This window comes from Bradyrhizobium campsiandrae, from assembly GCF_014529705.1.
GTDB lineage: Bacteria > Pseudomonadota > Alphaproteobacteria > Rhizobiales > Xanthobacteraceae > Bradyrhizobium > Bradyrhizobium campsiandrae.
This window is the reverse complement of sequence record NZ_JAANIH010000008.1, coordinates 80,483-104,134: the sequence shown is the minus strand read 5'-3', so window position 1 is coordinate 104,134 and position 23,652 is coordinate 80,483. Positions and strand designations below refer to the sequence as shown.

The window sequence follows — 23,652 nt, the reverse complement described above, 5'->3', positions numbered from 1 at the left end:
TGAGGAGCTGAGTCATGGACTTGCAGCGCATTGACCATATCGGATTGAACGTCCGTGATCTCTCGACCTCGTATCGGTTCTATCGTGCCGTGTTCGGCTTCGACATCGTGCACAAATGGACAACGACCTGGATGGTGGGAAACGACATGATCAGATTGGGTCTGTTCCAAAGACCCAAAGCGGGTCCAGTTTGCAATATCGACGAAGCGCTCAGCATCACTCATGTTGCATTTCGCGTGAGCGGCGAAGCTTTTGGGCAGGCTCAAGCGGAGTTGAAGGAGCTTGGCATATCTTTTGATCCGCCCGAGGATACCGGCATCGCCTTCTCCATCTTTGTGCTGGATCCCGACGGCCATCAGATAGAGCTGACCACCTATGATCGTCCGGCGGTGGGAGAGGCAGCCTGACCGTCGTCAGCCCCGACGCGCTTGTGCTTGGCGCCGGTCCGGCCGGCGCTGTTGTCGCGATGGTTCTTGGCCGTCGAGGTGTCAGGGTTCTCGTCGTCGACGATGGGCGCCAGAAGGCGTTCAGTGGAGGGGAAACGCTCCCGGGAGCTTCCCGTCCGATCCTCGGTGGTCTAGGGCTGACCGACGTGCTCGATCGAACCCCGACGCTTCCCTGCACCGGCAGCCGGTCGGCTTGGGGATCTGACGAACTGGCGATGCGGCCCGGTATAATGAGCGCGTACGGTGCGGGGTTACATATCGACAGACCCGCCTTTGACACGCATCTGCGGGTAGCTTCCCTCAGATCGGGGGCGAGCGCCTTGAAAGGAAGGCTTAGCAAAGTTGACCGCGATGATCGGGGATGGATCGCCTGCGTCGGATCCGATGGGGGCCAGATAACCGTAAAATGTCAGTGGGTCTTCGATTGCTCCGGACGGCGATCGATATTCGCGCGAGCCGTCGGGGCGGTGAGGCGAGCGGCCGACAAGCAGGTTGCCGTCGTCGCAGTGGCTGAGCGGTCAGGCCACGATGATGATCTTGCGACGACAACAGAAAGCGTGAGTGAGGGATGGTGGTATAGCGCTCAACTCCCGAGGGATCGACGGGTCTTCATGCTATTCACCGACGGCGATTTGCTCACCAATAGTGGCGCGCGATCAATCGAGCGGTTCGTCGCGCTCGGTCGTCAAACGCGGCATATCTCGGAACTGATGGCGACCTACGAGTTCGGCCGGATTCCACCGACGGTGGTGCTGGCCGATAGCTCGTCGCTCGACGCAGCGGCGGGGCCGGGGTGGCTTGCGGTAGGAGATGCTGCTGCTTCAATGGATCCATTGGCGTCGACCGGCATCATCGATGCATTGAAGTCCGGGCGGATGGCGGCAGAGGTTCTGCTTGGCAGTGGAGTTCGGCTCGAGGATTATTCGCGAGCGATCCTGGAACGTTATTCTCAGAATTTACGGCTCCGATCGCGCTACCATTGGATGGAGAAGCGCTGGTCCGGTTCGGACTTCTGGCGCCGTCGGCGCATTCCATTCGTGTGATAGTCGCGTGGACCCTGCGACAACGGTTCGTCGAGCTTGACTGAGCGCCGGACCGCAATTCGTCTACGTTCGCCCCATCAACCGGTCACGGGCGAAAGGTGCCGCGAGAACAGGGAGGCTTGTCTGCAATCTCGAACACATGTTGGAGAATCGGCGATGCCCGGATCGGTAGCTTCAGTCGTGGCTACCGTCCGCATTCGAAAGCAACAGGCGGACGCGAAGGCCCCTCGGTTCATTGTCGAGCAGCAGCAACGTTCCGCCATGCGCGGTCACAATCGCCTGTGCGATCGAGAGACCGAGGCCAAAACCCGCTGTCTCGTCCATGGTGCGGGCTTCCTCTCCGCGCACAAAGGGCTCCAGCATCGTTGCCTTCCTTTCGTCGGGAATGCCGGGCCCGTCGTCGGAAACGTCGATGACGAGCCGGTCCCCGTCCGGCAGCAGCGCGACGTCGATGTGGGTGCCGAAGCGCGTTGCATTCTCGACGAGGTTGGTGACTGCGCGGATGATTTCGCCGGGCCTTAGCATGAAGGCGGCCCGGTCCGGACCGGAATAGGTCACGGCAAATCCGGTATCCGAAAACTGCTCGCAAACCATTTGAAGCAGCGCCGCAACGTCCACCAGCGTCGGTTTGACCGGACTTTCGCTGCGCAGGAGCGACAGTACCGATTCCAGCATCGACTGCATCTGGTCCAGGTCGCGCACGGTCTGCGCGCGTTGCGCCGGATCCTCGATATATTCAGAACGCAGCCGCAGGCGCGTGATCGGCGTGCGCAGGTCATGGCTGATGGCCGCCAGCATGCGCGTCCTGTCGTTCATCAGCGTGCTGATGCGATCGCGCATCCGGTTGAGTGCTCTTGCCGCGGATTTGATCTCCTCCGGCCCGTTTTCGGGCAGCGGCGGGGAGGACCGGCTCAGGCTGAACTCCTCCGCCACGCGCGCGAAGGCCGATAGCGGCGAGGAGAGCGCGCGGCCGGCCCAGATGCCCAGCAGCGTCAGGCTCGCCACGAGAAACAGCAGCGTCGAGGTCCAGAGGCCGCTGACAAAGCCCGGCATTTTGGGCGATCCGATCCTGGCTTCGAGCACGTCCTCGCCCGGGAGGTGGAACCAGACGCGCTCGTCGTCCGCGCTGCCGCGAATGAGCTCGGCTCTGAGCCCAAGCCCAGACGGGATGGTCAGGGACGTTCGCATCGACTGTGGCGCCGCGGAGGCCTGGGCGCCGTCCCGCAATTGGAGCTTGAGCGGTCGAAAGGTTCGGCTGACGCTGTCAAGGACGAGCGCACGCTCGGCTTTTGGCGTGTTGGCGATGATCCGCACGATCAGCTCGATCTGCTCCAGCGGCGTGTCCGCCAGCAGCTTGGGCTGGTTGAGGAGAAAATAGCCGGCGATCAGGAGGTGGATCAGGATCAGCGATCCCAGGATTAAGGCGGCGATCTGGCCGCTGATCCGCCTGAAGCTGAAGAGCGCGAGGATGTCGGTGGTACGGTTCATACTTCCTCCACCACCGGCGTGAAGACGTAACCGCCGATGCGGACGGTCTTGATCATGGACGCGCCTTCCGTCCGATCGAGCTTGCGCCGCAGTCGGCTGACCAGCACGTCGATGCTGCGGCCGAAATTTCCGCCGGGACGACCGCGCGTCATGCTCAACAAATTGTCGCGGGTGAGAACGCGTCCTGCCCGCTCGCAGAAGGCCTGCAGCAGATCGAACTCGGCACTGGTCAGCGGCACCTGCGCGCCTTGCGGGTCGCGCAACTCGCGCAAGCGGAGATCGATGGTCCAGTCGTTGAACTTGAGACGCGCGGGAGCGGAGCCGGCGGTGAGGCCGCTTGATCGCCGTCGCAGCACGGCATTGATCCTCGCGAGAAGTTCGCGCGGGTTGAACGGTTTTGCGAGATAGTCGTCGGCGCCCATTTCGAGGCCGAGAATCCGGTCGAGATCCTCGCCCTTGGCGGTGAGGATGATGATCGGCGTCGTGGAGTCGATCCGCAGACGGCGGCAGAGACTGAGGCCGTCTTCGCCCGGCAGCATCAGGTCGAGCACGATCAGGTCGACCCGGTCCTTCGAGGGATAGCGGTCCATCTCCCTGCCATTCGCGACTGCATCGACCGAGAACTGGTGATCGCGCAGATAACGCGAGATCAGATCGCGGGTCTGCTTGTCGTCCTCGACGATTAGGATGTTCGGGCTGCCTTTGATCATGGTTGAAATCGCATGGGGGCCACCGGTCGTTGGCCGATCTGCGGACGAATGTCCCGTTCGAGGCACTGCGGTCATGGGCAATCCTAGGGTCAGTCGCGGCTCAGCGCCACCACGGGGTCGAGGAACGCGGCGCGGCGGGCGGGGAAGAAGCCGAAGGCGACCCCGATCCCGGTCGAGGTCAGGAACGCTGCGCCGATCGAGAACGTCGAATAGCTCACCTGGAAGCCGGGCACGGCAAGGTTGATGACGAGGCCGAGCAGCATCGCGACGAGAATGCCGGCGATGCCGCCGATCGACGAAATCAATGTCGCCTCCGCCAGGAACTGCTGGAGGATGTCGCTGCGCCTGGCGCCGACCGCCATGCGCACGCCGATCTCGCTGATCCGTTCCGACACCGAGACCAGCATGATGTTCATGACGCCAATACCGCCGACGACCAGTGAGATCACCGCGATCGCCGTTACCAGGAACGCCAGCGTCTGCGTCGTGCTGGTGATGGTGCGGCGGATATCGTCGGTGTTGAGGATGACGAAATCCCTGGTGTTGTGCCGCTGCGTCAGCAGCGTTGTTACCGCGTCCTGCGCTAGATTGGTGGAGACATCATCGCTGATCCGCAGCAGGATGCTGCGGAGTGAAGGATCGCCCGTGAACTGGGCCTGCACGGTGGTGTAGGGCAGATAGACCGACAGGTTCTGGTTCGAGCCGAACCCGCCCTGCTGCTGGGCAATCACGCCGACTATGCGGCACGGCACCTTGCCGAGCCAGATCACGCGGCCGATTCCCGAGGTCTGGTCGTCGGCGAAGAAGGTCTTGCGGGTGTTGTCGTCGATAACGGCCTGCCGCTCGATGTTGCGGATTGCGTCGGCGTCGAACAAGCGGCCTCTTGCGAGCTTGGCACCCTTGACCTGGAAATAGCTCCCGCCGACGCCGTTCACCAGCACGTTGGACTCGCTGCCGCGATATCGCACCGTCGTGCTGGTCGAAACCGTCGGGGTCACCCCTGCAATGAAGTCTTGCCGGTCGAGTGCACGGGCGTCGTCCAGCACCAATGTCTTGATCTTGCCAGCCCGCGCGTCGCCAAAATCCTTGCCCGGAAACACCTCGATCGTGTTGGTGCCGAGACTTGAAATGTCCGACAGCACCTTGCGCTGGGACGCGTTGCCGAGCGCGACCACGGACGACACGGCGGCGATGCCGATGATGATGCCGAGCATGGTGAGGAAGGCGCGCATCCGGTGCGCAGCCATGGCCACCAGAGCCATCCGCGAGGCCTCGCGCAGGCGCAGCACGGCGCCGGACCAGCCAGTGCCGTTGGTCCACGACGTACGCGAGAGCGGAATTGCCGGTTCCGCGGCGCTCGCCGCCCCGGCGCGGCGATCGGAGACGACCTTGCCGTCGCGCAGCTCGATGATGCGCTCGGCCCGCGCGGCGACGTCGGCATCGTGGGTGACGATGATGATCGTCCGTCCTTCGCGTTGCAGCTCGTTCAGGATCTTCAGCACTTCCTCGCCGCTGCGCCGGTCGAGCGCGCCGGTGGGCTCGTCCGCCAGGATGACCTCGGCGCCGTTGATCAGCGCACGGGCGATCGAGACACGCTGCTGCTGGCCGCCCGATAGCTGGTTCGGACGATGGCCGCGCCGGTCGTTGACGCCGAGCCTTGCGAGAAGTTGCTCGGCGCGCGCGCGGCGCTCGCAGGCCTTCATCCCGGCATAGATGGCGGGGATCTCGACATTCTCTCCGGCCGAGATGTCGCCGAGCAGATGATAACGCTGGAAGATGAAGCCGAAATGCTCGCGGCGCAGTGCCGCCAGCGCGTCGGCGTCGAGCTCGGAGACGTCTTGGCCGGCGACACGATAGGTGCCGGATGTCGGGCGGTCCAGACATCCGAGGATGTTGAGCAACGTCGACTTGCCCGATCCGGACGAGCCGATGATCGCCACCATCTCGCCGCGCTGGATGCTCAGCGAGACCTCGTCGAGCGCAACCACGCTGGCCTCGCCGGTCGCGAACTCCCGCCGGACTTTCTCCAGCCCGATGATCGGATCGGCCATGTCAGGGACCTCCGGGCGGGCCACCCGGCATGCCGCGCGATGCGGTCTGCTCGCTCGCCTCTCCGGTGACGACCCGCTCGCCCTCGTCGAGACCGGACCTGATCTCGACAATGCTGCGATCGTTGAGGCCGGTCTTGACCTCGCGCTCGCTGACGTCGCCGGAGGCGCTCAGGGTGCGGACGGTGCTGCGGCCGTCAGATTTGCGCATCAAGGCCAGTGCGGGGATCACCTTCACGCGTTTCGCCTCGCCCGTGACGATGTGAATCTCGGCGGTCATGTAGGTCCGCAGCGCGTAGTCCCTGTTGGGGACGTTGAAGACGCCGATGTAGTAAATCGCCGTGCTGGTCGAACTCGACGAAGTCGAGCTCGACGAGGACGTGGTGGTCGAGGAGAAGCTGGCGTCGGACTTGATCGACTCGGGTGCCGGCTCGATCTGCTCCAGCCGGGCCTCGTAGCGATGGTCCTGGTCGCCGAGGATGGTGAAGTAGAGCGATTGCCCCGGCTTGACCTTGACGATGTCGGTCTCGGAGATTTCCGCCCGCACCGTCATGGTCTCGAGCTGGCCGAGCACGACGATGGTCGGCGCGGACTGCACCGCGTTGACCGTCTGTCCTTCCTGCGCCACCGTGGCAAGGACCGTGCCGTCGATCGGCGCGGTGATGCGGGTGTATTCGAGGTTGACCCGCGCGGTCTCGACGCTGGCTTCCGCGCCCACAATCAGGGCTTCGAGGGCGGCGATCTGGGCCCGGGTTTGCCGCACGGTCGCATCCGCGCTGTCGAAATCGCTGCGCGAGGTCGCGCGTTGCGCCAATGTCGCCTGCTGACGCGCGAGGTTCGCCTCGGCCAGCACCAGCGCGGCCTCCTTCTCGAGTTTCTGCGCGCGGTAGTTCTTGAGCGAAGCCTCCGAATTGCGCAGATCGTTCTGCCTGGTGACAGGATCGATCTGGGCGATAACGTCGCCGGCCCTGACAGTGTCGCCGACGCGGACATTGAGGGCGGTGATGCGGCCCGACACCTGCGCGCCGACGGCGGTCAGGCGCGCCGGTTTGAGCGTGCCGCTGGCAAGCACCTCCTCGCGCAGATCGCTGACGGTAACCGGCGTGGTGATGTAGGACTGCGCCTTGCTCGACGTCCCCGGAAAGCGCATGGCAGCGACCACCCCGGTTGCCACGACGGCAACCACCGCGGCGGCGATCTTCACGCGCTTGGCGGTGATGATATCAGTCACTTCGCTGCCTCCCGGAAGTGTGGTCCTGTATTGGTGTCCACGATGATCGGCGTCGATATGTCGACCGGATCGGACCAGCCGCCCCCGAGGGCCTTCGCGAGGGAAATGTAGTCCTTGGCCGCGGATACCTTGCTCTGGATCAGCGAATCCTCAGCCGAATAGAGCGAGCGTTCGGCATCCAGCACGTCGATGAAGCTCGCGCTACCGGTCTCGAATAGCGACCGCGAGAGCCGGGCGGCCTCGCGATAGTTCTTCGCTGCCTCGGCCAGCTTGGTCGCGCGAATGCGCTCCTGCGACAGCGACACCAGCGCATTCTCGACATCTTCGAGCGCGGTGAGCAGGGCCGAATGGAACGTCGCGAACGCCTGGTCGCGTTGTGCTGCGGCAATCCTGACTGTCGCGAGGCGCTTGCCCGCATCAAAGACCGGCACCGTGACAGAGGGGCCGACCGACCAGCTTACGCTGGAATACTTTGCGAGATCCCCTGCACTGAGCGCAGAGGTGCCGACCGAGCCGGTCAGAGATACCGCAGGATAGCGGTCGGCCTCGGCCGCGCCGATCTTGGCGGTGGCCTGGGCCAGCTTGCGTTCGGCGCTGGCGACGTCTGGACGGTTCATCAGGAGATCGGCCGGTAGTCCCGTGGGCAAGGGCATGCGCGGTGCCGGCACGGGCGCGGACTGTGCCATCAGCGAAGCGACGCCGTCGGGCGGCCGTCCGAGCAGGATGCCGAGCCGATGAATGTCGGCGGCAAGCGCGGCCTGATAGGTCGCAACGTTCGCCTCCGTGCTCGCGGCTTGCGCGGTCGCCTTGGCGAGATCGACGGCATTGCCGCTGCCGGCCTCGTATTTGCTGCGGGTGAGCTTTTCGGTGTCGCGCTGCGAGACCGATGTTCGCCGCGCCAGCGCGATCCGCGCCTGGTAGCCACGCGCCTCCACGTAATAGGCGGCGACGTCGCCGATCAGCGTGACGAGGCTGTCGCGCAGATCCTCCTCGGCCGATTGTCGCCCGCGCACCGACGCCTCGATGCTCCGTTGCGTGCCGCCGAACAGGTCGAGCTCCCAGCTCGAATCGAAGCTCGCTTGGTGCAGCGTGTAGGGCGCTGTGTCGACGATGGTCGAGGCGGAGCCCGCGCTGGTCTTGTTGTCGGTCACCGAGGCCGAGCCGCTGACGGAGGGAAAGAGGCCTGCGCCGGTCTGCTGAACCGTTGCGCGCGCCTCGCGCACGACCGCTTTGGCTTTGGCAACACTGGGGTTGGCTTCGACGGCCTGTTCGATCAGCTGGTTGAGCAGGGGATCGCGCAGGCGCATCCACCAGCGATCCAGCGTGCCGGATCGACGCCGGGAAGTTGGTTGTGCGCTCCAGTGCGACGGCATGGCCAGCCCGGGCGGCCCGGCATAATCCGGCCCGACGGCGCAACCAGCCAGTGCGGTGGCCAACATCAGCGCGACGCAAGCCGAGCCGGCGCGCGACAGAGCGGCGCCCAACGAGGACCGCGTCGGGTGATGGTTCTCCTCTGCGGATGGCGCGGGAACTGCAACGAACAAGTGTGGCGGCATCAAATCGGCTGAGATCCATGAGCCTTGCCGCGGGACGTGCGGTGGCCCTTCGGCCTTCGGAAGAGGAGGATGGAACAGGCCCCCAGTAGCCGCGCGATCGTGGCCTTTCGGCAGCCGGAATGTTGCTGGATGTAAACAGATGTTGCGGGGCATCTCGCGCCGCCGCACGGTGCCTGCCAGGCGAGACATCGCCCCCGGTTTGCGGCCGCGCCGAGCATTCCTTGCGAAGAAATTACGCTTAGCCGAAATTCGGAGGCGGCGCATGTGTCGCCCTCTCCCGGCTCATCCAGGAGATCGTCATTTTCGCGAGCCGGGCTCAACAGCGTCGTGCACGAGAGGTCGAGGGTTGGGCGGATTGCTCTCCGATGGCGCGTCGGGGACAGAAAGGCATCCAGTCACCAGGAGATCGGGATGCGCTGCGTGAGTCCGCCCAGGTCGGAATCCGGATTCAGGGGCTGACGGTCGAGCGGCCGGTTGTTGTTCTCACGTGCGAACGACGTGCCCGGCGGCAAGGCGTAGTCGGCGAACTTGCGATCGCCGGGAAGCACCTCGGTGCCGCCGTCCAGCCACGACCGCTTGCTCACATAGACGCGCGTATGCGGGCCGGACTGATAGGACCGGTTGGGACCGCGCGGGCCGTATTCATAGACGGCGTTTTGCGTCGCCGGTTGCCGATCGCGCTTGCCGGTGGTCGCGGCATGCGCGGTCAGGGCCGGGAGGAGAAAGGCGGCCAGCATCGTTCTGGTCATGACAAGCGAGCTCATCGGCAAGTACCCCGTGCGAGTTGATGGCGCCGCCTCTCGCATCGGTCGCGGACCTTGTAAAGAATTCCCGCGTTACCGAATGTTGTCGAATATCCGAGCGCGCCAGCTGCGTAAACGCTGCAATGGCGGCCATTCGCTGCCGTACGGAGCCAGCAGACCGCCGCACCCCATGCCCGTGTGCGCGTGCATGATCGATTGACCGCACGAAATTCAACGCGCAGAAACATGCGGTAATCCCAAAGCCACACCGCGGCCACAGCGCTCCCGTCTTCAGAGCACGTGAAGTGCTGCTGAGGTGTGGAATGTCGTTTTTGCGGGCCCGGCTGATCGCCGTGGTGATGAGTGCTGTATCGATTGCAAGTTCACTTCCGCCCGCACTGCTGCCGCAGCCGGCGGCCGCGCAGGCGGCGGAGACGATCGTGGTCGAAGGCAACCGCCGGGTAGAGGCCGAGACGGTCCGCTCCTATTTCAGGGCCGGTCCCGGCACGCGCCTCGATCAATCCGCTATAGATGACGGGCTCAAGGCGTTGATCGAGACAGGCCTGTTCCAGGACGCGAAGATCAGTCAGTCCGGCGGCCGCCTCGTGGTGTCGGTGGTGGAAAATGCCGTGATCGGCCGCATTGCCTTCGAGGGCAACAAGAAGATCAAGGACGAGCAACTCTCGGCCGAGATCCAGTCCAAGCCGCGCGGGACGTTCTCTCGCGCGCTGGTACAATCCGACACGCTGCGCATCGCCGAGATCTACCGGCGCTCGGGCCGCTACGACGTCCACGTCACGCCCGAGATCATCGAGCAGCCCAGCAACCGCCTCGACCTCATTTTCGCGATCGAGGAGGGCGCCAAGACCGGTGTCAAATCGGTCGAGTTCATCGGCAACGCCGCCTATTCGGCGGCGCGTCTGCGTGACGTGATCAAGACGCACGAAAGCAATCTGCTCAGTTTCCTTGGCAACAACGACATCTACGATCCCGACCGCATCGAGGCCGACCGCGACCTGATCCGGCGCTTCTATCTCAAGAACGGCTTCGCCGACGCCCAGGTCGTGGCCGCGCTCACCGAATACGATCCGGAGAAGAAGGGCTTCAACGTCACCTTCAAGATCGAGGAGGGCCAGCAATATCGCGTCGGTTCGGTCGATTTCCGCTCCAGCATCGCCAATTTCGACGCGAGCTCGATGCGCTCCTATTCGCGCGTCGGTGTCGGCTCGCTCTACAACGTCGAATCGGTCGAGAAGTCGACCGAGGAGATGCAGATCGAGGCCTCGCGTCGCGGCTACGCCTTCGCCGTGGTGCGGCCGAGCGGCGACCGTAACTTCGAGGCGCATACCGTGTCTGTCGTGTTCAATATCGACGAGGGCCCACGCACCTATATCGAGCGCATCAATCTGCGCGGCAACACCCGCACGCGGGACTACGTCATCCGCCGCGAGTTCGACATCTCGGAAGGAGATGCCTACAACCGCGCGCTGGTCGACCGCGCCGAGCGGCGGCTGAAGAACCTCGACTATTTTAAGAGCGTCAAGATCGTCACCGAGCCGGGTTCATCCAGCGACCGCGTCATCCTGGTCGTCGACATGGAAGAGAAGTCGACCGGAGACTTCTCGATCTCGGGCGGCTATTCCACCAGCGACGGTGCGCTTGCGGAAGTCTCGGTCTCCGAGCGTAACCTGCTCGGCAAGGGGCTCTATGCCAAGGCGTCCGTCAGCTACGGCCAGTACTCGCGCGGTGTATCGCTCTCCTTCGTCGAGCCCTACCTGCTCGACTACCGGCTCGCCCTCGGGTTCGACACCTATTGGAAGGAACAGAAATCGAACAGCTATACGAGCTACGGCGTGACGACGCTGGGTTTTTCGCCGCGGCTCGGCTTCGCCTTGCGGGAGGACTTGTCGCTCCAGCTGCGCTACTCGCTCTATCAGCAGAGCATTACGCTCGCCAGCGCCTACAACAATTGCAACAACAACGCCGCCAACACGTCGCTGGCCTTCAACCCGACGCCGGCCTACATCCAGAATGTCCTGGGCGGGGTGGATCCCACGAATTCCACCAGTTCGGGCGTTTACGGTTACGGCTGCTACGGCGACGGCGAATCGAGCCTCCCGGTCCGAAAGGAACTCGCGAACGGTGCGACCTGGACCTCGGCGCTGGGCTACACGCTTAACTACAACACGCTGGACAACACCAAGAATCCGACCGATGGCTTGCTGGTTGACTTCCGGCAGGATTTCGCCGGCGTCGGTGGCGACGTCAGCTACCTGAAGACCGCGGTGGACACCAAATACTATTCGTCGCTGGTGTCCGATATCGTCGGCGTGATCCACCTGCAGAGTGGCCTCCTCAGCAAGCTCGGCAACCAGGATCTGCGCATGCTGGATCACTTCCAGATGGGTCCGAACCTTGTACGCGGCTTCGCCTCCAACGGCATCGGTCCGCGCGACATCACGTATTACAATCTGGGCGCGGCCGGCGATGCGCTCGGCGGCACCAAATATTGGGGCGCTTCGCTCGAATTGCAGATGCCTTTCTGGTTCCTGCCGAAGGAAGTGGGCCTGAAGGGCGCGGTCTATGCCGACGCCGGTTCGCTCTGGGGCTACCAGGGGCCGACGTCCTGGACGGCGACCGGCGAAGTCAACACCAAGGCGTGTCCGACCTGCGGCCTGCAATATGACGACGGCAACGTGGTGCGCTCGTCGGTCGGCGTGGGCTTGATCTGGGCCTCGCCGTTCGGGCCACTGCGCTTCGACTACGCCGTGCCGATCACGAAGGGCAAGTACGACATCGTGCAGGAGTTCAGGTTCGGGGGCGGCACCTCGTTCTAGTTGGACGCCCGCCGCTGCATGCCGATCGCCCCGTCGAACGCCACGCTGACATGAGCAGGCGGCGCGCCAGCATCGATGTCGATGCCAGGGTCGGAGAATCGGGCACGCGGAGCTGCGCGACTGCGGCCTTGCCGCGCGGGAGCCGGGCGACCGCACTCGCGGCGCCGAAGCACCGCCTGCCGCTCCGCGTAGCCTCGCGCCGCGCTGGCGACCCTTAGTTCATCATTGCGAGCGCCGGGCGCCGGCCGTCGCTGGACTCGATGATGCCGGGGAGATCGGCGGCCTCGCTGGCGATCATGCCCGACATTTGCCAGAACAGATACGCAAGGCGAGAGAACACCATCCGCTCGCGCTCGGCAGCAACGGTGCCGTCAGGAATCGTCACGGTCTCCAGGCCGACCACCTTCTTGAAGTCCGGCCAGATCATCATCGACTGCGCGATCACGGAATAGCAGCGCGGATCCTCGTCGCACTCGTCGGGCGCCGGCGGCAAGCCGGGATATTGCGTCGGCGCGGCGTAGAATTTGTAGGCACCATAGCCGAGCCGGAGCAGGAATTTTTCCGGGACGGCGACGTCGGCGGCGAACGACACCAGCCGAGCGTCGCCCAGAACGTCGGCTTCGATCGCGCCGAGGTCGGCCGCGCGCAGCGCCGAGCAGAAGGTGAGTCCGCGATTGTGTTCGCGGAGCAGATTGGCCAGCGGCTGCTGCTGTTGCACGGTGTCGGTGAGCAGGATGATGGTCTTGAGCATCGTGAGGTGTCCGTCAAGGCAAGAGGTGGCGAGTGGTCATGAGCGCTTCGTCGGCTCCGTGGGTCGCAAAGAAGTCGTTGGCAATGCACTGTCCCGGCGCGATCTCCAGGATGCGGTAGCGCGCCTGGGCGGCGGCTTCGCGGGCGGCGCCGACGTCGTCCTGCCAGGCGCAGAGGGACAGTTCGAGCCGGCCGTAGCCGCCGCAATTGGCGGCATAGGCGCCGGCCACGGCTTCCACGGTCGCAGCCACCGCGCTGGCGTCGCAGGCCGAGACGTCGCGCAGGATCACGGCGATGGCGGTGCCGGTCCCGGCTTTCGAGGTCATGACCATGAGGGCGTCGTGAGCCCCGGTACGTCCGGCGCGGCGGGCTGCGCGCGCGATGCCGGCGAAGCTGGGATCTGGACCGAGCTCCAGCGTCGTCGTTTGCTGGTCGTGCAGGATCGTGGCACGCATCGCACCGAGGTCCCCCTTCAGCGCGTGGTAGGAGCGTGGCAGCCAGGCGGTGTCGAGAGGCGTTTGCGAGGACGTCAGGCTCCAGGCCTGGTCGAGCAGATAGCCCTCCCAGATCGCGGGATAGGACGCGGCGAGCTGCTGCCAGGCGCGCAGCATCATCTCCGCCGCCTTGGTGCGGCCGAGATAGAGCGTGCGTGCCGACATCTCCCAGCGATTCCACTTGTGCAAGGCCACGTCGCAGCCGAGGAAGGACGGCAGCAGCGGCGCCTCGCGCACCGCGACGCCGGCTTCCACGAACAGCAGCGGCTCGCGATATTTGGCCCACATCCGCATCATGAACTCAGCCTTCTCGAAGCAGAGGATCCGGTCGCTGAGCTGGGTGTCGATCGGCTCGATGTGGCAGGCGAGGTCAAATCGCTCGAGCGAATGCCGGAGCGCAAAGGCAGCGGTCGCGTCGCCCCCGCGCGGGTAGCAGGAGACGATCCGCGGGCGGACGGTGGATGAATCGGCGGCGGCGAGGAGTTTCGACCAGCCGATGCCGCCCCACCACATTTCGTGCGGGCCGTCCACGCCGCAGGGGCCGACAGTGCCGAACTCGGTCAGCTTGGACTTCAGGAAGTCGAAGCCAGGGTTCTCGCTTATGGGAATGACGACGGCGCAGCCGGGCGTCAGCGAGCGGTAGAACAGCTCGGCCGCCGCGCCGCTTGGCGGCTCCCTGAGAATGACGACGCCGTTGCGCCGCCCCTCGCTGACGCCATCGAGCGTCGGTGCGCCGTACTGGCTGACCAGCCAGGCCAGACGGCGGCGCTGGACCCCGCCGAGCCGGATGCCGCCGGATCGCAGTAGCCGATCAAGATTCGTGTGCGTCTCGTCCGTCAATTCCGTGCCCCTCGTGCCGCCCCTTGGACTTCAACGGTCCGGACGGCGCGGTCAGGCGCACTATTTGCGGCCGGATCGGAGCGGCGTAATCGCCACGGAATAGACCGCAATGTCCTGCGTCATGGGGGCGACCGGGATCAGGAGGCAGCCGTCCTCGGTCTCGGTGCGATAATGGCTGCCGGTCCGCTGCAGACCGGCGAAGATCAGGCTGTCCTCCGCAAGGTCGGTGACGTCCTGGCTCTCGGCTGCGTCGCGAACGTCGTCGTCCTGCTGCACCGTCACGCCGTGAAGAAGGCCATCGGGCGCGAATCTCGCCAGCGGCAGTGCGATCATCGTCACCGCCATGCTCCGCGACAGCGGAATGCGCAGGCGCAGCTCGCCGAGGCCGTTGTGGTGAACCGTCACCGTCTCCAGCGTCGCATCCCCATTCCCGCGAAACAGTCCGACCTGGACCTGACCGCAGGGCCTCTCCTCGAAGACGTCGGCGGGCAGGCGGTTGGCGCCGAACAGCGCATAGAAATAGGCGTGGGATGGCGATAGCTGCGCAAAGCTGCCCGCCAACCACATCGGTGGCGCTAGCGCCGTGCAGGCGGCGGAGAGGCCGCGCGCGGTGATCTGGCTGCGGATGAAATCGCCGTCGATCATCGGTGCCAGCGCATGCGTGCCGAGATTGACGTCGTGCTTCAATCCGCCGAGCAATGTTAGCTCATCGTGATCCGGCAGGAGCAAAAGGCGGGTCAGTGTGGCCGCGCACCAGCGCGCGGCGACCGCCGGATCGGCATAGGGATCAAGGCAGACGTCCAGCGCGACGTCTTCGGCACTCTCGGCAAAGGCGAGGACGCCGGCCTGGATCTCGGCGGCGAGCGCGATCTGGTCCGCTGGCCGTGGATTGATTTCGCGCAGGACTTCGGCGCCATGATAGTCGCACACCGACCCGTCAGCCGAGCAGCAGATCTGTTCCAGCAGCGCGACGTTGCGGATCAGCATGCGCTTGACGTGGGGCGTGACCACGAGGTCCGAGATGAATCCTTCGGCGCTGTCCTGATCGGCGATGTCATCGAAGGCGTCGTCGAGCGATATCAGGTAGGCGCCGTGGAGCCGGATATTGATGCCCTCGATGTCGAACACACGACGGAGCGCCTTCTGAACGCTACCGGAATAGCCGAGATCGGCGAGCACGAGGTCAGTACATTCGTCGAAGCCGGGAATGGCGCTCCGGAGATAGGCGAGCAGCCGGGCGCGCAAGCCGGCGGCGAGCGCGACGATCTCCGGCGGGTCCATCAGTCCGGGAAGCGCTTCGGCGAGCTCCTCGCCGGAAGCGATACCGCCGGGACAGTCGGCAAAGAAGGCCGCGACCTTCGGCGGCATGATCTTCATGATGTCACCGAAGGTCGGCCCGTCGATCTTGAAGATCTTGCCGAGAAGGTCGACGATCGGCTGCATCGTGTCGGCGGATGCGATCAGGCTGACGCGGCGGTTGATCTCGAGATAGGCCGAGGTCATGCCGTGCAGATCTTGCCAGACCCGATGCGACAGAAACCCGTCGCGGCCGAGAAAGCCGAGGGCGACCTGCCGGCCGGGGCCGGAAACGTCCTCGCAGCGCCGTGCCACGAACGCATCGTAGGCTGTCATCACCGGGCCGAGCACGGTCAGACCGAGGTGGAAGGGCAGAGATTTCTCGGCGCCGCGAGCGGCGACCATGCGGCGCAGCGTCCGCGCACCGTGATCGAGCCGCGATGGTGCGCCCGTGCAGAGCAGCTCGAACAACGTCGTCTCGCGCTGGAATTTGGAGGCGAGCTGCGCCGTCGCCTGCGGATAATAGCGCGGTCGGATGCCGTGGCGCTTCGCGCCCTTGATGTCGGCCGTCTCGTTGTCGCCGACGTGAAAGGACGCGCCGGCGTCGATACCCTGCTCGGAGAGATATTTGGCGAACAGCGCTTCGCTCTTGCTGCTGCCGTGATCGCAGGACGCATAGAGAAAGTCCCATGTGAGCCCGGGACGGCAAGCCTGCAGCAGCCGCGCCAGCCGACCCGAATCCCAATAGGTGTCGGAGATGAATCCGACGCAGTGTCCGTCGCGCTTCATGTCTAGATATTGACGAAGCATGTCCGGATTGGCGCGGCAAAGTTCGAGTTCGGCGGCAAACTCCGTCTCGACGAGATCGTTCAGATCGCTGCGCGCGAGACCGAACAGCCTGAACGGAAAGAAGGAATAGATCTCGCCAATATGGACTTCGCTGCCGCCGCGCTTCTCCTTCGCGGTTCTTCGCGCGCGTGCCTCGGCCTGGATGCGATGCTGAACGAAATTCGCGGAAATGTTTGGACAAGTCCGTGAAATGCCGGAAAGCTCGTAAGTCCTTTCAAATACGCCATCCGGCGTCGTGCAGGCGCGCAACAGAAATGTATCGAAAACATCGAACGACCAGGCAGAAACAGTTTGCGCGCGCCGCTGCGCGTCGGCCGTTGCGATCGTCATGTGCAGATTCCCCGCCAATCAGATTAATTAACGCGCATCTTCACCAAGTCAGGCGCCACACGCGCGAAAAAAACTCACGCGCGATTCAAAAACGCGTTCGTCGTGACTGACAGATTCAAAAAAAACGCTAGGTTCGAAAAAGGTGATTCGGAAAAAATTGCCGAGTGCGGAGATCGTCTCGCGTTCATTCACACTCGGAAACAATCGCTTCTTGGCGCGCTCGTCGCGTGTCGCGTTTGATCACCTAGTGCCGCGTAATGTCAGCGTTTTCTCTCAACGACATCTGTTCAGGGCTGATTGATCCGCCATGGTGCGAGACGAGGTGATGATTTCCGGTGGGACGCGAGATGATCGCGTAACCGGCAATTATTGCCCGACACTCGGCAAAAACGACCAGATAACATCTTGAAAAATAACAGAAATTCGTCGCCTGGATTGCTTTCGCCCCGCGTTCAATGCGTGGAAGCCGTGTGGCATTGGCGCCGCCGGCATTGCGGGTTGGAGATTGCGGGATGAGTTACGCTGCTGATGTCATGGCTCCCGCCGAGGCCGAGATCGCGACGACGGTGCCGACTGACGCAACCGTCCCGATGATGCCGTCGGCGCCGCTCGCGCCGGACAGTGCGCCGGTTGCCGCTGACGTCGTCTTCGATGAAGACAGCGAACTGCTGGACAGGCTCGCGACCGGCGACGAGGCGGCCTTCCGCATGCTGGTCGAGCGTCACATCGATCGCGCCTACGCGATCGCGCTGCGCATCGTCGGCAATGCGGCGGATGCCGAGGACGTGGTGCAGGACACCATGCTCAAGATCTGGAGCCATCGCGGACGCTGGCAGCACGGTCGTGCCAAATTCTCGACGTGGCTCTACCGCGTCATCTCCAATCGCTGCATCGATCTGCGTCGCAAGCCGCGCAACGAGAACGTCGAGACGGTGCCGGAAGTCGCCGACGGTCAGCCCGACGCCGTCGAGATCATCGAGCGCAACGAATTGCACGGCATGCTGGAACTCGCGATGCAGCGCCTGCCGGAGCAGCAGCGCATCGCGGTGATCTTCTCGTACCACGAGAACATGAGCAACGGCGAGATCGCCCAGGTGATGGACACCACGGTGGCCGCCGTCGAGTCGCTGCTCAAGCGCGGCCGCCAGCAGCTTCGCCAACTGCTGCGCAAGCACGAACGCGACATCCGCACCGTGTTTACCGATTGCTAACGATAAAAATCGCCTCGCGAAAATTTCCGCGCCTGATCTCCTCGTACTCCGCCGTTTGAGCGAACGGACGGGGCTGCGGTCTGCGTCGTCAATCGTCTTCAACGATGCGGCACGCCATGCCCATCACCACAGGAGTTTCCAATGCCTGCAATTTCCACCAATACCGCGGCGAACTCCGCGGTCCGCTACCTCAACATCAATTCCGCGCAGGAGAGCAGCGCGCTCGCCAAGCTGTCGAGCGGCTCGCGCATCACCTCGGCTTCGGACGACGCGGCGGGCCTCGCGATCTCCACCCGCATCTCGTCGGACGTCACCACGCTGCAGCAGGCCGCGACCAATTCCTCGCAGGCGACCGCGATCCTGCAGACTGCCGACGGTGGCGCCTCCAACATCTCGGACATCCTGGCGCGCATGAAGTCGCTGGCTTCGGAGTCTGCGTCGGGCACCACGACCGACTCCAGCCGAGCCTACATCAACTCGGAATTCTCGCAGCTCACGAGCGAAATCGATTCGATCTCGACTGGAACGCGCTATTCCAGCCAGAGCCTGCTGGATGGCTCGAGCGTGTTTTCCTCGGGTGTCTCCGTGTTGGTCGGCTCATCCGGCTCCGACACGATCACGGTCAAGATCGCTAGCCTGACGTCGTCTGCGCTCGGCGTGTCCTCGCTCGACGTCAGCACCCAGTCCGGCGCGACCTCGGCGCTCAGTACGCTTGATACCGCGATCGACACCGTCTCGGCCGCCCGCGCCAGCATCGGCGCGCAGGAATCGCGGTTCAACTTCTCGTCCGACTCGATCTCGACCCAGACCCAGAACCTGCAATCGGCAAACTCGGCGATCAAGGACGTCGATATCGCGTCGGAGCAGGCCACATTGTCTTCGGCAGAGGTGAAGACCCAGGCCGCGGTCTCGGCCGAATCCGCGGCGAACCAGATGCCGCAATATCTGCTCAAGCTGCTCGGCTAGGCGCTTGGCGTGACGATCTCCGGGCCGGCGTGATGCCGGTCCGGCCTTCATCGCAATGGATCGGGCAGCACCGTGACGTCAGTCAGTTCGAGCACCAGCAGCACGTCGTCCACGTCGAGCGCCTCCAGCGTGACCACCACCGGCACCACGACGTCGACCAGCGTCGACTGGAGCGCGCTGATTACCGCAGCGGTGAATGCCAAGCTCACCCAGGCGACGACGATCTCGACCACCATTACCAACAACGAGGCCAAGATCTCGGCCTACCAGACGCTCCAGACGGACCTCTCGACGCTGTCGAGCGGACTATCCTCGCTCGCGACGTCGGTCGTCAATTCACTCGCGACCAACTCCTTCGCTACGCGTTCGGCGACCATCAGCTCGACCGGCGACGTCAGCGCATCCTCCGCGCTTTCGATGTCCGTGAGCAATGGCGCGGCGACCGGCGACCACACGCTGACGATTAGCCAGGTCGCGACGGCGCAGAAGGTGGTCGGGACCTCGCAGTCCAGCCAGACCAGCGCGCTCGGCTATTCCGGCACGTTCTCGCTTGGTCTCGGCAGCGGTAGCACCGCGGATATCACGGTCACCGGCACGATGTCGCTCCAGGACGTCGTCGACGCCGTCAACGCCCAGACCTCGACCACGAACGTGCAGGCCTCGATCGTCCAGGTGTCGAGCGGGTCGTACGAGATGGTGCTCTCGGGCACCGAGGATGCCGCCGACATCAGCTATTCCAGCACGTCCGGCGACGACATCCTGAACAAGCTGGGCGTGACCGACAGCACCGGTGCCTTTGCCGACGTGCTGCAGACGTCGCAGGCGGCAAAATTCTCACTCGATGGCATCTCGATGACGCGGGATACCAACGATATCACCGACGTGCTGACCGGCGTGACCTTCAACCTGCTGCAGGCGACGCCCAGCGGGACGTCACTCAGTATCAGCATCGAGCCCGACACCAGCCAGATCTCGACTGCGGTCCAGAATCTCGTCACCAACTACAACACGTTCCGCGATGCGGTGATCGCGCAGCAGGCGACGGCCTCGGACGGCACGGCGGAGTCGAGCGCGGTGCTGTTCGGCGACGGCACCATGCGCGACATCATGGATTCGCTTCAGAACGCGCTTAACAGCACGGTGGGCGGCTTGACCATGGCCGACCTCGGCCTGTCCTTCAACGAGAAGAACGAGCTCGAGCTCGACACCTCGACGCTGTCCAATGTGCTGAGCACCAATCTGAGCGGCGTCACCACGCTGCTCTCCGCGCAGACCAAGACCTCGTCGAGCCAGCTCAGCGTCGTCAACACGGGTACCTCGCCACAGTCCTTCACGCTCGACCTCACGGTGGATTCGTCCGGGAATCTCACCTCAGCCTCGGTCGGCGGCGATTCCTCACTGTTCACGGTGAGCGGCACCACGATCATCGGTGCGGCCGGAACGGCCTATGCCGGCATGGCGTTCACCTATTCGGGATCGACTTCGCAATCGATCACCGTGACTTCGACATCAGGCATCGCCACGCAGCTCTATCAGCTGTCCAAGTCCTATTCGTCGAGCTCCGGCTCGCTGCAGACGCTGATCACGAACCTGACCGATCGTGACACGCAGCTTCAGCAGAAGGTCGACGACATCGATAGCGCCGCGTCGGCCTACCAGTCGCAGCTCCAGACCCAATACGCGAATTACCAGGCCGCGATCTCGAGCGCGAACAACACGCTCACCTATCTCAAGGCCCTGCTTAACTCCAGCTCGAGTGGTTGATGATGCATAATCCGAGGGCCTACATGGCCAATCAGGCCTATCGGGGCGCGGCCACCAGCGTGCCGCCGCTGAAGGCGGTCTCGATGCTGCTTGGCGGCGCGGTCACCTTCCTCCAGAAATCGCTGGCCGCTCAGGAAGCGCGGCGCTTCGAGGAGGGGCACGAATATCTGCTGAAGGCGACCGCGATCCTGCGTGGCCTCAGCCACAATCTCGACTTTACCAAGGGCGGGGCGGTGGCCGAGCGGCTGTTCCAGGCCTATAACGGCCTAATCGTGGCGAGCCACCGGGCGTTCGGCCGGCCGCACGCCAGCGAAAGCTTTCGACGGATCATCGCCGCCGTGACCGAGTTGCGGGAGGCCTGGGAGTACGTCGATGCAACAGTGCGGGCCGGCAAAACCGCGTCGGCCGGTTCGGCCCGCACGGGCTGACCTGCGAGGGGCGTCGGGCCCCGCGAAACCTCCCGGCGATCGCGTGTCCCGCTGTTTGGGCCTGTTTCCGTAATGGCCCGGGGCGGTTTTGGCGCGCGAAGCCGGCGGAAACCGGTTTCCGCCGCACCTGCAATGCTTTATGACGGGCCTGACCGAGGCGGGATCGGCGGGCGATGGACATCACCGAGTTTGAAGAACTGATCGATCGGCTGGGCGAGGATCTCTCCCTCTGGCCCGACGATCGGCGTTTGCCCGCCGAAGAACTGCTGGCGCAGTCTGCCGCCGCGCAGGCCTTGCTGGATGAAGCGCGCGCCTTGCGGCAGGCGCTCAACGCGCCTCCGGTCCGCGCCCCCCAAGGCCTCGCCGACCGCATCGCCGCCGCCGCTGCAAAGCTGAAGAGCGACCCCGCCGAGCCGCGCACCGAAGGCGAGACGGCCGAAAGCTGAACGGCTCTTCCTCTTTGCCATAACAACCGGGCTGAAAACTCATCGCTGTTCCAGCTCTCACACACGGCAGATTTTGCCGTGTCGAAAGCCATTTTCGCGCGCGCGAATCCTCGCCTGAATCCGCGTGTCCACGCGTTTCATCAGCACACAGATTTCAAGTGCAGCCGACCGGCATCTCGTCGCCGGCTGCGCGGGAAGCCGGAGTTTCTGATGACAGTTTCCGCCACGAGTTCCGCGACGACTGCGACCACGACGACGTCGTCGTCGAACACGTCGTCCTCGTCGACACTGACGTCCAGCGACTTCCTGAACCTGCTCGTCAGCGAGCTTCAGAACCAGGATCCGCTGAATGCGACCTCGACCACCGACCTCGTCAATCAGCTCACCTCCTACGCCAATTTCACCTCCCAGCAGTCGATCAACTCCAGTCTGAGCTCGCTTTCGAGCTCGTTCTCGAGCCTCGTGACGCTCAACTCGGTCAACTATATCGGCCACACCGTCGAGGCGAAGACCGACACGTCGACGCTGAGCAATGGCTCGGCGACGTTCGGCTATTCGTTGTCATCGGCCGCCTCCGACGTTTCGATCACCGTCAAGGACTCCTCGGGTAACACCGTCTACACCGGCACAGGGACCGGTAATGCCGGCTCCAACAGCTTTACCTGGGACGGCAAGAATTCCAGCGGCACCCAACTCTCCGACGGCGGCCAGTACACCATTTCGGTGACGGCGACGGATTCGGCCGGCAACTCGGTGCTCAACTACACGACCGTCACCGGCACGGTCACGGGTATCGACACGTCGACCTCAACGCCGTCGCTGACCGTGAATGGCGTCTCCGTCAGCGCCGCCAACATCATCGGCGTCACGTCCTGATCTTTCGTCGCGATTTCTCTGGAGCTTCATCATGAGTCTCACCGGTGCATTGTCCTCGGCGATCTCGGCGCTCAGCGCGCAGAGCCAGTCCCTGTCGATGATCAGCGACAACATCGCCAATTCCAGCACGACGGGCTACAAGACGACGTCGGCGATGTTCGACGACCTCGTCACCGCATCGAGCAACGCGACGTCCTATGCCTCGGGCGGCGTCACCGTTTCGGGCCGCGCCAACATCACGCAGCAAGGCCTGCTCGCCTCGACCTCCAATGCCACCGACGTCGCGATCCAGGGCTCGGGCTTTTTCGTGGTGACCAGCGCCACGTCGGGCGGCACCACCTCGTACACCCGCAACGGTGCCTTCTCGACCGACAATGCCGGTTATCTCGAGAACAATGGCAGCTACCTGGAGGGTTGGCGGACCGATGCCGACGGCAACGTCGTCGGCAATGAATCGGCGAGCAATCTCCAGGCCATCAACACCCAGGTCGCCTCGACCAGCGGCAGCGCCACCACCAAGACCACGATCGCCGCCAACCTGCCGTCGGATGCGGCGACCGGCGATACCTACACCAGCTCGATGACCGTCTATGATTCGCTCGGTGCCGCGAATTCGATGCAGGTTACCTGGACCAAGACGGGGACCAATGCCTGGAGCGCGAGCTTCGCCAATCCGACCTCGACATCGGATACTACGACAGCGACCGGCAAGGCCGCCGGCTCGATTGCAATTACCTTCAACAGCGACGGCTCGCTGGCCAGCACCAGTCCGAGCCCGGCAACGGTCGCGGTTACGGGCTGGACCGATGGTGCAAAGGACAGCACGATCACGATGAATCTCGGCACAGCCAACGGCACGGACGGTCTAACGCAATATGCCTCCGGCGAGACGACGCCGACCGTCAACGTCACCAGCATCAACTCGGACGGCCTGTCCTATGGCAAGCTGTCCAGCGTCTCGATCGGCAAGAACGGCGTGGTCGACGCCACCTATTCGAACGGCCAGACCATCGCGATTTACAAGATCGCGGTGGCGACCTTTGCCGATCCGACAGGACTCGCGGCTGCCAGTGGCGGCCTTTATTCGGCGACCGTAACGTCGGGGAACGCCGCATTGCAGGCCTCCGGCGAGAACGGAGCGGGCACGATCTACGGCAGCGAGCTGGAATCCTCGACCACCGACACCTCCAGCCAGTTCTCCAGCATGATCTCGGCGCAGCAGGCCTATTCCGCCGCATCTCAGGTCATCTCCACCGTCAACAAGATGTACGACACCCTGATCTCGGCGATGAGGTGAGCG

At 64.1% G+C, this 23,652-nt stretch carries 20 protein-coding genes; 10 read left to right on the top strand and 10 right to left on the bottom strand.

Annotated features, from left to right (window positions below):
* Positions 1-14 precede the first annotated feature (14 nt).
* The gene (locus tag G8O24_RS08135) at positions 15-407 is read left to right on the top strand and encodes a VOC family protein (RefSeq protein WP_188098186.1); all 393 of its coding nucleotides are present in this window, start codon (positions 15-17) and stop codon (positions 405-407) included.
* A 23-nt stretch (positions 408-430) separates the two neighbouring features.
* On the top strand, positions 431-1,489 hold the full coding sequence (locus G8O24_RS08130) for an NAD(P)/FAD-dependent oxidoreductase (protein ID WP_188098184.1): 1,059 nt from the start codon (positions 431-433) through the stop codon (positions 1,487-1,489).
* A gap of 174 nt (positions 1,490-1,663) precedes the next feature.
* Here G8O24_RS08130 and G8O24_RS08125 read toward each other — a convergent pair whose 3' ends face one another.
* From G8O24_RS08125 to G8O24_RS08100, 6 genes are all read right to left on the bottom strand, one after another.
* Positions 1,664-2,977, bottom strand: coding sequence for an ATP-binding protein (locus G8O24_RS08125; protein WP_188098182.1), 1,314 nt, complete (start codon positions 2,975-2,977; stop codon positions 1,664-1,666).
* Positions 2,974-3,687 carry a response regulator gene (locus G8O24_RS08120; protein ID WP_188098180.1) on the bottom strand — a complete coding sequence of 238 codons (714 nt, stop codon included), beginning with the start codon at positions 3,685-3,687 and terminating at the stop codon, positions 2,974-2,976. The genes G8O24_RS08125 and G8O24_RS08120 overlap by 4 nt, the downstream gene beginning before the upstream one ends.
* Before the next feature lie 89 nt (positions 3,688-3,776).
* On the bottom strand, positions 3,777-5,738 hold the full coding sequence (locus G8O24_RS08115) for a MacB family efflux pump subunit (protein ID WP_188098178.1): 1,962 nt from the start codon (positions 5,736-5,738) through the stop codon (positions 3,777-3,779).
* Position 5,739: 1 nt separating this feature from the next.
* Complete coding sequence (locus G8O24_RS08110; RefSeq protein WP_188098176.1) at positions 5,740-6,966, bottom strand: efflux RND transporter periplasmic adaptor subunit; 1,227 nt, start codon at positions 6,964-6,966, stop codon at positions 5,740-5,742.
* Entirely contained in the window at positions 6,963-8,522 is a 1,560-nt protein-coding gene (locus G8O24_RS08105) for an efflux transporter outer membrane subunit (RefSeq protein ID WP_188098174.1), read from the bottom strand. The genes G8O24_RS08110 and G8O24_RS08105 overlap by 4 nt, the downstream gene beginning before the upstream one ends.
* A 395-nt stretch (positions 8,523-8,917) precedes the next feature.
* On the bottom strand, positions 8,918-9,328 hold the full coding sequence (locus tag G8O24_RS08100; RefSeq protein ID WP_376708066.1) for a hypothetical protein: 411 nt from the start codon (positions 9,326-9,328) through the stop codon (positions 8,918-8,920).
* Positions 9,329-9,588: 260 nt separating this feature from the next.
* Between G8O24_RS08100 and bamA the strand changes: the two genes are divergently transcribed.
* Positions 9,589-12,102 carry an outer membrane protein assembly factor BamA gene (gene bamA, locus G8O24_RS08095; protein WP_188098171.1) on the top strand — a complete coding sequence of 838 codons (2,514 nt, stop codon included), beginning with the start codon at positions 9,589-9,591 and terminating at the stop codon, positions 12,100-12,102.
* A 214-nt stretch (positions 12,103-12,316) separates the two neighbouring features.
* Here bamA and G8O24_RS08090 read toward each other — a convergent pair whose 3' ends face one another.
* The 3 genes from G8O24_RS08090 to G8O24_RS08080 are packed head-to-tail and all read right to left on the bottom strand — an operon-like array spanning position 12,317 to position 16,661.
* Positions 12,317-12,853, bottom strand: a complete 537-nt coding sequence (locus tag G8O24_RS08090; RefSeq protein ID WP_188098169.1) for a hypothetical protein — start codon at positions 12,851-12,853, stop codon at positions 12,317-12,319.
* A 13-nt stretch (positions 12,854-12,866) separates the two neighbouring features.
* The gene (locus G8O24_RS08085; protein WP_188098167.1) at positions 12,867-14,186 is read right to left on the bottom strand and encodes a hypothetical protein; all 1,320 of its coding nucleotides are present in this window, start codon (positions 14,184-14,186) and stop codon (positions 12,867-12,869) included.
* Positions 14,187-14,246: 60 nt separating this feature from the next.
* The gene (locus G8O24_RS08080) at positions 14,247-16,661 is read right to left on the bottom strand and encodes a hypothetical protein (protein ID WP_188098164.1); all 2,415 of its coding nucleotides are present in this window, start codon (positions 16,659-16,661) and stop codon (positions 14,247-14,249) included.
* Between the two features lie 512 nt (positions 16,662-17,173).
* On the opposite strand from G8O24_RS08080, the gene G8O24_RS08075 reads away from it, so the two are divergent.
* The gene (locus G8O24_RS08075) at positions 17,174-17,872 is read left to right on the top strand and encodes an RNA polymerase sigma factor (protein WP_188098162.1); all 699 of its coding nucleotides are present in this window, start codon (positions 17,174-17,176) and stop codon (positions 17,870-17,872) included.
* A gap of 141 nt (positions 17,873-18,013) precedes the next feature.
* Positions 18,014-18,838 carry a flagellin gene (locus tag G8O24_RS08070; protein ID WP_188098160.1) on the top strand — a complete coding sequence of 275 codons (825 nt, stop codon included), beginning with the start codon at positions 18,014-18,016 and terminating at the stop codon, positions 18,836-18,838.
* Positions 18,839-18,885: 47 nt separating this feature from the next.
* Here G8O24_RS08070 and G8O24_RS43945 read toward each other — a convergent pair whose 3' ends face one another.
* The gene (locus G8O24_RS43945) at positions 18,886-19,041 is read right to left on the bottom strand and encodes a hypothetical protein (protein WP_210324901.1); all 156 of its coding nucleotides are present in this window, start codon (positions 19,039-19,041) and stop codon (positions 18,886-18,888) included.
* Here G8O24_RS43945 and fliD point away from each other — a divergent pair.
* The 5 genes from fliD (at position 18,968) to flgE (ending at position 23,649) form a co-directional block, all read left to right on the top strand.
* Positions 18,968-20,602, top strand: a complete 1,635-nt coding sequence (gene fliD / locus G8O24_RS08065; protein WP_311972214.1) for a flagellar filament capping protein FliD — start codon at positions 18,968-18,970, stop codon at positions 20,600-20,602. The two genes, G8O24_RS43945 and fliD, sit on opposite strands and share 74 nt — an antisense overlap.
* Positions 20,602-21,030, top strand: coding sequence for a flagellar export chaperone FliS (locus tag G8O24_RS08060; protein WP_188098158.1), 429 nt, complete (start codon positions 20,602-20,604; stop codon positions 21,028-21,030). The genes fliD and G8O24_RS08060 overlap by 1 nt, the downstream gene beginning before the upstream one ends.
* Positions 21,031-21,203: 173 nt before the next feature.
* The gene (locus G8O24_RS08055) at positions 21,204-21,476 is read left to right on the top strand and encodes a hypothetical protein (protein WP_188098156.1); all 273 of its coding nucleotides are present in this window, start codon (positions 21,204-21,206) and stop codon (positions 21,474-21,476) included.
* A 210-nt stretch (positions 21,477-21,686) separates the two neighbouring features.
* On the top strand, positions 21,687-22,352 hold the full coding sequence (locus G8O24_RS08050) for a flagellar hook assembly protein FlgD (protein WP_188098155.1): 666 nt from the start codon (positions 21,687-21,689) through the stop codon (positions 22,350-22,352).
* Positions 22,353-22,383: 31 nt separating this feature from the next.
* Positions 22,384-23,649, top strand: a complete 1,266-nt coding sequence (flgE, locus tag G8O24_RS08045; RefSeq protein WP_188098153.1) for a flagellar hook protein FlgE — start codon at positions 22,384-22,386, stop codon at positions 23,647-23,649.
* Positions 23,650-23,652: the final 3 nt, after the last annotated feature.